We start from the raw sequence: 11,271 nt of genomic DNA on the forward strand, positions 1-11,271 counted from the left end.
CGGCGGGGGTTGCGGTATGGCGGGGAATCGTCCGGCGGATTGGCATGTCCTGGACCTGGACAAGGACCCGACTCCCGGCGATCCGGACCGGGTTCGAAACCTCGCCAAGAATCTGCACGATTTCGCCGACGATGTCTCGAAGGTCCTGCGCGACAGGACGTCGACCTCTCCGCCTTCGGGATCCGTCCGCCGCCCAAGGACTCCCCCGCCTGGACCCTCAAGAATGAAGACAACCAGCTGATGCCAGCGGCCGCTGCGGTGGGTCGGCGCGGCGTCGTTCATGTCATCAACGGTGATCCTATTCTGGCGATATGTCAGATATGTCGCACCAATCGCATGAGCGGCCTTTCGACCTGCTCGGCTTCGACAACGTCCTCTTCCCCGTCGGCGAGCTCGGCGAGGCCGTCGATTTCTACGAGCGCGCCGGGTTCCCCATCGCGCATCGGATCGACGAGATCGGGCTCGCGATTCTGAAGGTGGGCAAGGAGACGCCCGGGATTTTGTTGCGGGTGGAGGAAGGGGTCGAGCATCGGCCCTCGGGGTGGGCCACGCCCCGGGTGTGGGTCGAGGTTCCCGACGCGCGGGCCGCCGGGCAGGCGCTGGAGGCCGCCGGAGTCGAGCTCCTGGCCCCGCCCTTCTCCGTCGCCACCGGGTACACCGTGGAGTTCGCCGACCCGTGGGGGAACGTCGTGGGGTTCACCGACTACCGCAAGCGGCCGGAGCTGGCGCGGAGTTGATCAGTGGGGCGCGCGTCACTGCCAATGCGCCCCGCCGCCCTCCTCCGCCACCACCATGATCCGCCGCAGCATGTCCGAGAACTGAGCGCGCTCCTCGCCTGAGAGCACCCCGAGGAGGCGGTACTCCTCGTGGCCCAGGACGTCCATCGCGCCCAGCCAGATCGACCTGCCGGACGCGGTCAGCTCCACGTCCACCCGGCGGCGGTCCGTCTTCGACGGGGTACGGCGGATCAGGTCGCGCTTCTCCAGCCCGTCCAGGCGGCCCGTCACGGAGGCGGGGGCCAGGTCCAGGTCGGCGGCCAGCTCGGAGGGGGTCGCACGGCCGCCGCGTCCTGCCAGTTTGTGGAGGGTGTCGAACTCGTGGCGTTCCAGGGCGAAGTCGACCAGGGACTGTTCGCGGACCCGGCGCAGATGGACCGTCAGCTTCTTCATGCGCGTGACCGCGCCCTCGATGTCGGGATCGAGGCCGGGGAGCACCGGTAGCCAGCGCTCCACGTGGCCGTCCGTCCAGTCGCGCGACACTCTGCTCTCCCTCCCCTCCCCGTCTCCCGCGCCCGTGTTCTCCTTCTCGCGCCTCTTCGCCATGCACGCAGCCTACTTCCGCGTGCTTCGGTCCCTTATATTTCGTTGACGAATAGTTCGGTACCGAAATACAGTCCGCTCCATGCTGTCGCACCCCCTGCTGCGCAACCGCTCCTTCCGGCTGTTCTTCGTCGGCCGCTCCCTGTCCCTCATCGGCGATGCCGTCATCCCCGCGGCCCTCGCTCTCGCCGTCGTCCGGGCGACGGGATCCGCCTCCGCGCTGGCGCTCGTACTGGGCTGCGCGATGGGGACGAGGCTGCTGTTGCTGCCGCTCGGCGGTGTCGTGGGCGACCGCTTCAACGCTCGCACCGTGGCCCTCACCGCTGACCTGGTGCGCTGCGTGACCCAGCTGTTCGTCGGGCTACAACTGCTCGGCGGTGATCCCCAGTTGTGGCACATCGCTCTCGCCGAAGCAGTCGGCGGCGCCGCGTCCGCCTTCGCCATGCCGACCATGTCGCCGCTCATCGCGGGGATCGTCGCAGCGAAGGACCGACACGCGGCCAACGCCGTCCTGGGCGTGGTCCGCAGCAGCGCCCCCCTCGTCGGCCCCGCGCTCGCCGGGCTGCTGATCCTGACCGCGGGACCCGGCTGGGCGTTCGTCCTCGACGGCGCTTCCTTCGCCGTCAGCGCATGCCTCCTCACGGCCGTCCGCATCCACCGCACGGCCGCCGAGGAACCCTCCGCACGCCGCTCCCTGCGCAAGGACCTCGTCGAGGGCTGGCACGAGGTGCGGAGCCGGGACTGGTACTGGACCAGCCTCGTCGCGCACTCCGCGTGGAACGGCGCCGCCGCCGTCCTCATGACGCTCGGACCCGTCATCGCCGTCGAGGAGTTGGGCGGCGAAGGCACCTGGATCGCGATCCTCCAGACGGGCGCCGTCGGCCTGCTCGCCGGCTCCCTGCTCGCCGGGCGTGCCCGCCCGAAGCGGCCGGTCCTGGCGGCCAACCTCGGTCTCGCGACGTACGCTCTGCCGCTCGCCCTGCTCGCGGCCGAGGCCCCTACGCCGGCCGTGATCGCGGCGTACGGCCTCGCACAGGCGGGGCTCGGCTTCCTCAGCCCCATCTGGGAGACCTCGGTGCAAGCGGCGATACCGTCCGGCGTACTGGCCCGCGTCACCTCGTACGACTGGCTCCTTTCGCTGGCCGCGATGCCCCTCGCGTACATTCTCGGGCCGCTCGCGGCGGATGCGTGGGGCACGGCGACCCCGCTGTGGATCGCGGCGGCCTTGGTGGGAATCGCCTGCGCGGGGACGGCGGCGGTGCCGGGCGTGCGGCGGTTCGGGGCGAACGACGGCAGCCGCCAGTCCGCTCCGGCCGACCCCGAGCCTCAGACCACCCCCGGCGACACCGGCCTCTCGAAGAACGTCTCCAGCGACACCGTCGCCTGAGTCCCGCTCACCCCGTCGATCGCGTACAGCCGCCGCAGCACGTCCTGGAGTTGCTCCGTCGTCCCCGTGCGGACCTTTACCAGGACGCTCGCCGCGCCCGCGATGACGTGCGCCTCCTGGATCTCGGGGATCGCCGCGAAGTCCTCGGCCCGGTCCCCCATCCATGCCGTCGAGTCGACCATGACGAAGGCCAGCACGCCCTGCCCCACGGCCGCCGGGTCCACGTCGACCGTCGTGCGGCGGATCACCCCGCGCTCGCGCAGTTTGCGTACGCGCTCATGGGTCGCGCCCGCCGAGAGCCCCACCGCCTTGCCCAGGGTCGCGTAGGGCTGGGCGGCGTCCTGTTGCAGCAGTGCGAGCAGTTCTCGGTCGGTGTCGTCCATCAGCCGTGGTCCCGCCATCCGTCGTCAGCCCTTGCAAACTTCTGGAACTCTTGACGCGCACCATATCTCGTACTGCAATATCGTCGCACTACCGAATGTCATTCATTCATCACATGAGACAGGGGTCGTCATGTCCTCCCAGAAAGTCCCGACGTCGTACGAGATTCTGGACGACCGCTTCCGCACGGGGCGATGCGCCAACGGCGACGCCAAGCTGGAAGTGCTGTACGACGACTGCCGGTGGGCCGAAGGGCCGCTCTACCTTCCCGCCTGGCGGCAGCTCATCTGGAGCGACATACCCAACGACCGGCTGCTGCGCTGGGACGAGGCGACCGGCACCGTCGGCGTCTTCCGTACGCCTGCCGGATACGTGAACGGCAACACCCTGGACCGCGAGGGGCGGTTGATCTGCTGCGAGCAGGGCAACCGGCGCGTGACCCGCACCGAGCACGACGGCCGCGTCACCGTCCTCGCCGACCGCTTCGAGGGCAAGCGGTTCAACAGCCCGAACGACGCCGTGGTCCGCTCCGACGGGTCGATCTGGTTCTCCGACCCCGACTTCGGGATCACGAGCGACTACGAGGGTTTCCGCGCGCCCGCCGAGATCCGTGCCTGCAACGTCTACCGGATCGACCCGGTCACGGGAGCCGTACGGATCGTCGCCGACGGGTTCGAGGGGCCGAACGGACTCGTCTTCTCGCCCGACGAACGGCAGTTGTACGTGTCGGACTCGCGTGCTGCCCAGATCCGCGCCTTTGACGTGCGTGACGACGGGACGGCCCTCTCGGACGGCGTCGTCTTCGCCGAGTCGAAGGACTCCGGCTTCGACAACATCCGCTTCGACGACGAAGGGCGGCTGTGGGCCGCCGCCTTCAACGACGGGGTGCACTGCTACGACCCCGACGGCACCCTCATCGGGCGGATCACGGTCCCCGAGGCCGTCGCCAACATCGCCTTCGGCGGCCCGAAGAACAACCGCCTCTTCATCGCGGCGACGACCTCGCTGTACTCCCTGGTGATGTCGGTGACCGGGCTGCCTCGGGTCAAGGCCGCCTAGACCACCCTCAGCCCCTGTCGGCCCTCAGCCCCTGTCGACGTTCACCGCCTCCGCGTCCGCCTCTCCCCGCGCCAGCTCCACGTCGTACACCAGCGGTTCGTCCGCGACCATGATGTGCCGGGCGCGGGACGTGTGGCCGGGGGCCGTGGCCGCCAGCAGGTACGCGCCCGCCGACGGGGCCGCGACGATGTACGAGCCGTCGGCCAGCGACACCACGCGGTCCAGTTGACGGCCGCCCTTGGAGAGGAGCGTCAGGGTCGCGCCCTCCACCGGTTCGCCCTCCGCCGTGCGGATGAAACCGTGCACTACGGAGGCGACGCCTTCGCCGTCGGCCTCCTCCACGCGCGCGTGGGGCACGGGTGCCGGCTCGTCCGGCGCTTCCCGCGGCTCCACCGCCAGGTGCGGGAGGCGCTTCTCCAGGCCCGCGGGGAGCCACCAGTTGGAGCGGCCGAGCAAATGCATGGCGGCCGGGACGAGGGCCGTGCGCAGGATGAACGCGTCCAGGGCTACCGCCGCGGCCAGGCCGATGCCCGCCATCGCGCCCTCCATGTCGCCGCTCAGGACGAACGCGGAGAAGACGCAGATCATGATCAGGGCCGCGCAGTTGATGACCCTGCTCGTCTCGGCGAGGCCCACACGAACCGCCCGCGCGTTGTCCTTCGTGTGCACCCATTCCTCGTGCATGCGGCTCACCAGGAACACCTGGTAGTCCATCGAGAGCCCGAAGAGCAGCGACAGCATGATGACGGGCAGGAAGGCGGTGATCGGGCCCTCCTTGCCGATGCCGAGGAGCTCCGTGCCCCAGCCCCACTGGAAGACCGCCACCAGTACGCCGAAGGACGCGGCCGCCGCGATCAGGTTCATCAGGGCCGCCGTCAGCGGCACCACGAGGGAGCGGAACGCGATCAGGAGCAAGAGGAACCCGAGCGCGATGATGGCTCCTACGAAGTAGGGCAGTCGATCGCCGGTCACCGCGGCGAAGTCCTTGAAGACGGCGGTCACGCCGCCCACGTGGGCCTCGACCCCGGCTTCCGGAATCACGTCCCCCCGTAGACGGTCGATGAGCTGGTCCGTCTCCTCGGACTGGGGGGATGTGGTCGGGACCACGTTGATGACCGAGATGCCCTCCGCGGGCGGGGCCGCCGCCACCCTCGCGACGCCCTCCGTCTCGCGGATGGCCGACACCAGGGCCCCGGTGTCGGTCTCTTCGGCCACTACTTGGAGTGGCCCGTTGAATCCGGGACCGAATCCATCGGCCAGCATGTCGTACGCCTGCCGGGTCGTCGTCGACTCCTGGTGGTTGCCCTGGTCGGTCGCGCCGAGCCGCAAGGAGAGCAGCGGCAGCGCCAGGAAAGCCATCACCACGAAGGCGAGCGCCGCGATCGAGCGCGGACGCTTCTGGACGTACGAGGACCAGCGCGCCGCGAGTCCGCTCGCCTCGGCGGGCTCCGGTCCCGTCGCGGCGAGGCGGCGCCGCTGCCTGCGGCTGAGCACCCGGGGGCCGAGCAGTCCGAGCAGCGAGGGCAGCAGCGTGATGGCCGCCAGGACACTCAAAATCACCGTCAGGGAGGCCGCGATGACCACGCCGTCCAGGAAGCGCATGTTCATCACCAGCATCCCGGCGAGCGCGATGCACACCGTGCCGCCCGCGAAGAGCACCGCGCGGCCCGAGGTGTTCAGGGCCTGCACCGCGGACTCCTCGGACTTCATGCCGCGCAGGATGCCGCGCCGGTGCCGGGTGACGATGAAGAGCGCGTAGTCGATGCCGACGCCCAGGCCGATCAGCGAGCCGAGCAGCGGCGCCACTTCGGGGATGTCCGTGACATGGCTGATCAGCATCGTCGAGAGCATGCCGAGGCCCACTCCGAAGACGGCGATGACGATCGGGAGCACCATCGCGAAGAGCGAGCCGAAGGCCAGGAAGAGCACGACGGCCGCTGCCGCGATGCCGACCATCTCGGCGATGCCGGTGGGCGGCTCCTGGATGCGGGTGATCGCCTGGCCGCCCAGCTCGACCTGGAGGCCGGAGCGTTCGGCGTGCCGAGCCGTGTCCACGACGTCCTGGACGACGTCCTTGGGGACCGAGTTCGCCTCCTCGGCGAAGCTCACCTGGGCGTAGGCGATGCGCCCGTCCTCGCTGATCTGCGCGGCGCCCGCCGCCTTGGACGCGTACGGGCTCGCGACCTCGCCGACGCCCTTCATGCCGGCGATCTCCTTGAGCGCGGGCTCGATACGGGAACGTACGTCCGCGTCACGGGCCGAAGCGCCTTCGTCGACGCGCCAGATGACCGTGTCGGTGTCGCCGGAGCTCTCCGGGAAGGCCTTCGTCATCAGGTCGTACGCGCGCTTGGAATCCGTGTCCGGCAGGGAGAACACATTCGAATAGTCGGTTCCCGCCGAGGTCCCGGCGGCCCCCAGTCCGAACAGGGCTCCCACCCACAGCACAAGGACCACCAGACGGTGCCGATAGCACCATCGCGCCAATGCCGCCACGATCCACTCCTCCTCCGCGTCGTCGGTTCCCCCGGGCCCGTGCTTTCAGGAGCCTCAGCATCGGCGGCACCACGCCTCGGCGGCGTGGCACGGCCATGATTCTCAAGTAACTCCAAGGCACGGACCGGGTCTTCGTACAACGCCCGTGCCGATACTGGGGACATGAGCCACGCCGAAGGCCAGCAGGGAACAGATGTCGGAGAGCAAACCGGTCCGGGCGGGCAGGACGGTCCCGCCGGGGCGGGCGCCGGGGCCACCGTGCTCGTCGTCGAGGACGAGCCGAGCATCGCCGACGTGCTCGCCATCGCACTGCGCTACCACCGCTTCGACGTGATGGTGGCCGGCACCGTGCGCGAGGCCCTCGCGCTCGCCGGGCGCACCCGGCCCGACGTGGCGCTCCTCGACGTGATGCTGCCGGACGGTGACGGCCGCGCCCTGGCCAGGGAACTGCGCGCCCGCTGCCCCGAGGCGGCCCTGCTCTTCCTGACCGCGCGGGACGCGCCCGCGGAGGTCGTGGGCGCGCTCGGCTTCGGCGACGACTACATCACCAAGCCGTTCAACATCGACGAGGTCATCGCCCGCATCGGCGCGGTCCTGCGCCGCACCAGGGCGGGCGACGTGCTCCCCCAGCGCCCGCCGCTGCGCTACGGCGACCTGGAGCTGGACGAGACGACGTACATGGTGCGCCGCGCGGGCCGCACGGCGCAGCTCACACCCACCGAGTACGCCCTGCTGCGCTTCCTGGTCCGCAACGGCGGCCGTGTGGTGCCCAAGGAGCAGCTCCTGCGCCACGTCTGGCAGTACGAGCACCCCGCCGAGTCGACCGTCGTGGAGACCTACATCAGCTATCTGCGGCGCAAGCTGGCCGTGCTCGGCCCGCCGGTGATCACGACCCGGCGGGGTGTCGGATACGGCCTCGCATGAGGCGTGCGCGCCCGCACCGCGGCATGAGCTCGCTGCGCGCCAAGCTCACCTGGGTCAACGTGGCCCTGCTGGCCCTCGGCGTGATCGTGGCGACCGGCGTGAGCGTCATGGGCATGCGCCACTACCTGCTGGACAACGTGGACTCCGAGCTGACGCAGTCGCGCAGCTCGCTGCTGGGCACCGGCCTCACCATGAAGGACATCGAGCGGCTCAGTGAGCTGGGCATCGCCCTCGACAAGCTCTCGCCCGGCGGCAAGGAGCACGCGAGTGCGCTGCCGCGCGGGGACACGGTGTTCGTTGCCGTGGACAAGGGCGGCAAGCCCGTCGCCATCGGCTCCCTCGTCCCGACCACGCGCCAGCGCGCCCTGGCCGCCGCTGTCGACGACCCCTGGGCGGTCGCCGAGAGCACCGAGCCGCAGGACGTCACCCTGGACGGTGACGCCCACCGCCTGGTGGGCGCGGAGCTCGCCGACGGCACGACGGTCCTGATGGCCGCGGACACGGAGGACGTGGAATCGGGCATCAAGAAGGCGCTCAGGCTCGACGCCGCCTTCGGAGTGGTCCTGTTGGGGCTGCTCGCCGTCCTGACGATGATCGCCGCGCACCACCGGCTCCGGCCCCTGGAGGACATGGTCGAGACCGCGTCGGCCATCGCCGAGGGCGACCTCACCCGGCGCGTGCCGTCGAGCCGCGCCCCTGCCACGGAGACCGAACAGCTGCGCCTCGCCCTCAACTCCATGCTCCACCAGGTCGAATCGGCCTTCGAGACCCGCGAACGCAGTTCGGCACAGCTGCGCCGCTTCGTCGCCGATGCCTCGCACGAGCTGCGTACGCCCTTGTCGGCGATCCGCGGCTACCTCCAGCTGTACGACAAGGGGATGCTGCGCGATCCAGCGGAACGCACGCGCGCGTGGAGCCGCGTCCTCGACGAGACCGACCGGATGGGTCACCTCGTCGACGAGCTGCTCACCCTGGCCCGCCTGGACCAGCAGCCGGAACTGCGCTTCAGGAACGTCGACCTGAGCCGCCTCGTACGGGACGCCGCCGACGATCTGCGGGTACAGGAACCGGAGCGGCCGCTCACGGTCCGCGCCGACGGGGCGGTGCTTATCCACGCGGACGAGTCGGGAATGCGCCAGGTGCTCGGCAATCTCCTGGCCAACGTGCGCGTCCACACACCCGTCGACGCGTCGGTCACGCTGGGCGTGGAGCGGCAGGACGGGGTGGTGCGGCTGCGCGTGGCCGACCGTGGCCCCGGCCTCACGGAGGCGGACACCGCGCGCGTGTTCGACCGGTTCTTCCGCGCGGGCGGCGGCGCGGGCAGCGGCCTCGGGATGGCGATCGTGCAGGGGGTGGTGGCGGCACACGGCGGAGAGGTGGAGGTGGAGACGGCACCGGGGTCGGGACTCACGGTGACGGTCACGTTGCCTGCGCGAACGGGCGGATGAGGCTCCTTGCCTCCTGCGCGCGGCTCCAGGGCCCCCTCAGGCCCGCACCAGCGCCCACACCGTCTTCCCGTGCCGCCCCCGCTGCCAGACGCCCCACGCCTCCGCCAGTCCGTCCAGCAGCCGCAGGCCTCGGCCGCCCTCCTCCATGGGGCCCATATCCCGTAGCTCCGGACTGGACGGGCTTTCGTCGGACACCTCTATGAAGCAGTCGCCGTCGGCGAGCACCGTGACCGCGACCTCGAACTCCCGGTCCTGGACGAGGCCGTGGCAGACCGCGTTCGTCACGAGCTCCGACACGAGGAGCACGGCGTCATGCAGCGCGGCGCTCTCCTCCTTGTGCCCCCACGCGGCGAGATGATCATGCACACGGAGCCGGGCGAGCGAGACGGATGCCGGATGCGGTGGCAGCCGGAAAGCCTGACGGCGCAACAACGTTCCCCCTATGGCACACCAAAGCACCAAGAACCGCGCACAATTCCAACACTTAATGCTGCACAGAGGTAGCGGCTGGTGTCACTCCGTCACCTTGCGGCCCGGCAGTATCCGGCCAGATTCGTACCACATCGAACCAACATGCGATTACGCCTGGCGGGAGGCCAGTTCGACGACCGTGACGTCGGACGGCGCCCCGACCCGCACGGGCGGCCCCCAGGCACCCGCGCCCCGCGTCACGTACAGCTGCGTGTCGCCGTACCGCTCCAGCCCGGCGAGCGTCGGATTCGCCAGGTCGGCGATGAAATTGCCTGGCCAGAGCTGTCCGCCGTGGGTGTGCCCGGAGAGCTGGAGGTCGACGCCGTGCTTGACGGCGTCGTGGATGACCACCGGCTGGTGGGCCAGGAGCACGGAGGCCCGCGAGCGGTCCCGGTCGCCAAGCGCCTTGGCGAAGTCGGGCCCGTGCCCCTCGCTCTCACCGGCCACGTCGTCCACGCCCGCGAGGTCGAAGCCGGGCAGTTCGGTGCGGGCGTTCTCCAGGGGACGCAGGCCGAGTTCGCGTACGTGATCGACCCACTGCTCGGCTCCCGAGAAGTACTCGTGGTTGCCGGTCACGAAGTACGTCCCGTGCCGCGCCCGAAGCTGCGCGAGCGGCGCGGCGGCGGGCCCGAGGTCCTCGACGCTGCCGTCGACCAGGTCGCCGACGACCGCGATGAGGTCGGGCTGGGTGCCGTTGATCGTGTCGACCACACGCTGGGTGAAGCCGCGTCCGAGAATCGGCCCCAGGTGGACGTCGCTGACCACGGCGATCCGGAAGCCGTGCGCCCCGCGCGGCAGCTTGGCCAGCGGCACGGTGACGCGCTTCACGCGGGGACCGCGCAGGACGCCGTACGTTCCGTAGCCGACGGTTCCGACGGCGACGGCCGCGGCGGTCCCGCCGACGATGCGCGAGACGAAGAGACGGCGCGAGGGGGCGACCGGTGTTTTCCGCGCGCCCTCGGGAGCAGGGGTCTCCGACCGGGCGGGGGTCTCCGTAGGAGTGCCGTTGTCCACGGAGAGGCCCGGGGACAGGGCCGGAGAGAGGGCCGGTGCGGAATCGGCCTCCTCCGTAGCGGCGGGTTTCGTACGACGCCGCAAGAAGAAGGGCCGTACGAGCTCACCGGCAAGAAGCGCGAGCACCAGATAGATCGACAGCGCCATCCACATGAAGCCGGGCCAGGCCAGCACCTTCTGCAGCCAGAACGGCGCCCCGGCCCGCTCACTGGCGACCGCCGCGAACATCAGCAGCGGCCCCGCCACGAAGACGACGGCTCCCGCACGCCGGACGAATCCGGGGCGGGCCGTGGTGTCCCGCACGAGGCGCCGCCACGCGTACCACTGCATCCCGGCGAGGGCCGCGAGCGCGGCGAGACCGGCCAGCACGAACAGGATGACCACGGTGGTGCGCCCCTCAGCAGTGCCCGAAGTGACCGATCAGCTATGACGTACGGCGCAGAGCACGCACTCCGCGCAACCCGATGGTCCCTACCACCGTCCCCAAGACAAAGGAGGCGACGGCGAGCGTCAGGTGGACCCAGAAGTACGCGGTCGGGTCGCCTGCGTCATCGAAGGCGAGCCCACTGCCGTCCTTCCACAGGTTCTTGACGAAAGTGATCCAGATGAACCAGCTCCACACACCGAAGGCGAGCAGGAACCAGGAGACCGGGCGGCTGAGCTTCATACGTTCAGTATCGCGAGCCTCCCTTCCGCAGCGCCGCCGGGGTGGGGAGTCCGGGCCGCCACTGACACGGTCCACCTCGGCGGCGACTTCCTCAGCGACGCCCTGTAC

11 protein-coding genes are annotated in these 11,271 nt (G+C 70.4%); 5 read left to right on the forward strand and 6 right to left on the reverse strand.

The genetic code is table 11. From position 1 onward, the window contains the following. Nucleotides 1–311: 311 nt before the first annotated feature. Nucleotides 312–737: a VOC family protein gene (locus OG302_RS17300; RefSeq protein WP_371527628.1), complete on the forward strand. Its 426-nt coding sequence runs from the start codon at nucleotides 312–314 to the stop codon at nucleotides 735–737. A gap of 15 nt (nucleotides 738–752) precedes the next feature. Here the strand turns inward: OG302_RS17300 and OG302_RS17305 are convergent, their stop codons facing one another. Further along, the gene (locus tag OG302_RS17305; RefSeq protein WP_371527629.1) at nucleotides 753–1,322 is read right to left on the reverse strand and encodes a MarR family winged helix-turn-helix transcriptional regulator; all 570 of its coding nucleotides are present in this window, start codon (nucleotides 1,320–1,322) and stop codon (nucleotides 753–755) included. 79 nt (nucleotides 1,323–1,401) lie between these two features. Here OG302_RS17305 and OG302_RS17310 point away from each other — a divergent pair, with 79 nt between their 5' ends. After that, a complete protein-coding gene (locus OG302_RS17310) occupies nucleotides 1,402–2,706 on the forward strand; it encodes an MFS transporter (RefSeq protein ID WP_371527630.1) in 1,305 nt (434 codons plus the stop codon). Here the strand turns inward: OG302_RS17310 and OG302_RS17315 are convergent. Beyond that, nucleotides 2,646–3,089 (reverse strand): Lrp/AsnC family transcriptional regulator, encoded by a 444-nt coding sequence (locus OG302_RS17315; protein ID WP_371527631.1) that lies wholly within the window; start codon nucleotides 3,087–3,089, stop codon nucleotides 2,646–2,648. The genes OG302_RS17310 and OG302_RS17315 overlap by 61 nt on opposite strands. A 130-nt stretch (nucleotides 3,090–3,219) precedes the next feature. On the opposite strand from OG302_RS17315, the gene OG302_RS17320 reads away from it, so the two are divergent. Next, nucleotides 3,220–4,146 carry an SMP-30/gluconolactonase/LRE family protein gene (locus OG302_RS17320; protein ID WP_371527632.1) on the forward strand — a complete coding sequence of 309 codons (927 nt, stop codon included), beginning with the start codon at nucleotides 3,220–3,222 and terminating at the stop codon, nucleotides 4,144–4,146. Between the two features lie 24 nt (nucleotides 4,147–4,170). Here the strand turns inward: OG302_RS17320 and OG302_RS17325 are convergent, their stop codons facing one another. Next, nucleotides 4,171–6,630: an MMPL family transporter gene (locus tag OG302_RS17325; protein ID WP_371750147.1), complete on the reverse strand. Its 2,460-nt coding sequence runs from the start codon at nucleotides 6,628–6,630 to the stop codon at nucleotides 4,171–4,173. A 267-nt stretch (nucleotides 6,631–6,897) separates the two neighbouring features. Between OG302_RS17325 and OG302_RS17330 the strand changes: the two genes are divergently transcribed. Beyond that, the gene (locus OG302_RS17330) at nucleotides 6,898–7,563 is read left to right on the forward strand and encodes a response regulator transcription factor (RefSeq protein WP_371750148.1); all 666 of its coding nucleotides are present in this window, start codon (nucleotides 6,898–6,900) and stop codon (nucleotides 7,561–7,563) included. After that, a complete protein-coding gene (locus OG302_RS17335; RefSeq protein WP_371527633.1) occupies nucleotides 7,560–9,011 on the forward strand; it encodes a sensor histidine kinase in 1,452 nt (483 codons plus the stop codon). The genes OG302_RS17330 and OG302_RS17335 overlap by 4 nt, the downstream gene beginning before the upstream one ends. A gap of 36 nt (nucleotides 9,012–9,047) precedes the next feature. On the opposite strand, the gene OG302_RS17340 is transcribed toward OG302_RS17335, so the two are convergent. From OG302_RS17340 to OG302_RS17350, 3 genes are all read right to left on the reverse strand, one after another. Further along, nucleotides 9,048–9,443, reverse strand: a complete 396-nt coding sequence (locus tag OG302_RS17340; protein ID WP_371527634.1) for an ATP-binding protein — start codon at nucleotides 9,441–9,443, stop codon at nucleotides 9,048–9,050. A gap of 147 nt (nucleotides 9,444–9,590) precedes the next feature. Further along, nucleotides 9,591–10,880 carry a metallophosphoesterase gene (locus OG302_RS17345; RefSeq protein ID WP_371527635.1) on the reverse strand — a complete coding sequence of 430 codons (1,290 nt, stop codon included), beginning with the start codon at nucleotides 10,878–10,880 and terminating at the stop codon, nucleotides 9,591–9,593. Nucleotides 10,881–10,920: 40 nt separating this feature from the next. Beyond that, nucleotides 10,921–11,163, reverse strand: coding sequence for an SCO4848 family membrane protein (locus tag OG302_RS17350; RefSeq protein ID WP_249588213.1), 243 nt, complete (start codon nucleotides 11,161–11,163; stop codon nucleotides 10,921–10,923). Between the last annotated feature and the right edge of the window lie 108 nt (nucleotides 11,164–11,271).

Source organism: Streptomyces sp. NBC_01283 (assembly GCF_041435335.1).
Lineage (GTDB): Bacteria > Actinomycetota > Actinomycetes > Streptomycetales > Streptomycetaceae > Streptomyces.